Below are 1,154 nucleotides of genomic sequence, written 5' to 3'. Positions count from 1 at the left end.
TTAAATGATACAGTATTATATTGGAATGATAAAGTATATTTTTATAAATACTCAAAATGAATTAGATAGTTTATGTACTAACTTACAAACTGTAACATGCCTAGCTATAGATACTGAATTTATTCGTAGACATGCTTATTATTCTCAGTTATGTTTAATTCAATTGTCTTATGATCCAGATTCGGCCTTCATTATTGATATTTTAGCTACTTTAGATTTAACAGAATTATTGTCTATTATTTATAGAGAAGATATTATCAAAATATTTCATGCCAGTCATCAGGATTTAGAAATTTTTTATAATTTACAAGGCTTCTTACCTAAAAATCTTTTTGATACTCAAATTGCCTTAATGGCTTTAGGATTCGCCGGTAACACTAGTTTTGAAAAAATGGTACAAGCTTTTTGTGTGCATACTTTGGATAAATCACAAACTATCAGTAAATGGCAAATAAGACCCCTAAGTGTTCAACAATTAGAATATGCAGGCAATGATGTAGTTTATCTGTACCGCTGTTATGAAATAATTCACAAACAATTACTTAAACGTAATAAATTTGAATTTCTTACTAATAAATTTCAAGATCTAAGTTCTCCTAATCGTTATATTTTTGATGTTAATCGAGAATTAGTACGTAATGCTTCTCAAAATAATCCTATATATTTAACTAAGCTAAAAAATTTATTAATCTTTCGTGAAGAATGTGCTAAGAAACTTAATCTTAATCCTAAATTTATTTTAGACATAAAAATTGTGGAAAAATTATGTATTCTGCCAATTACTTCCTTAGTAGAACTTAAACCCTTGTTATATAAAAAAATTTATGCTAATTATGGAGAAAGTATTTTTCAATTATTGCAAAATCAAGTTGGAGATCTTTCTTTAAAAAAATTACTAAAAGCTCCTGCAAACCATGAGTTACTAAATTTATTAGAAATTTTGCTAAAATTCGTTTGCGATAAAAATCATATTAATAAATTATTAATTGCTACTAAGAATGATTTAGAAGATTTAATTCTACATCAAGAAAATTCCCAAAGTGATGTTTTACAAGGTAAAAGATATGATTTATTCGGTAAATACGCCCTTGATTTTTTAAAAGGTAATCTTAGTATTACTATTTTAAATAATCAATTAGTTTTTAAATAAAAAA

The 1,154-nt window shown here is 25.2% G+C and carries 1 protein-coding gene; it reads left to right on the top strand.

From position 1 onward, the window contains the following. Positions 1 to 25: 25 nt before the first annotated feature. Entirely contained in the window at positions 26 to 1,150 is a 1,125-nt protein-coding gene (locus ACQCX0_RS00530; protein WP_462562111.1) for a ribonuclease D, read from the top strand. The last annotated feature ends 4 nt before the right edge of the window (positions 1,151 to 1,154 follow it).

It is taken from the genome of Candidatus Hepatincolaceae symbiont of Strigamia maritima, assembly GCF_055505085.1.
This window is presented reverse-complemented; position numbering and strand designations above follow the sequence as displayed.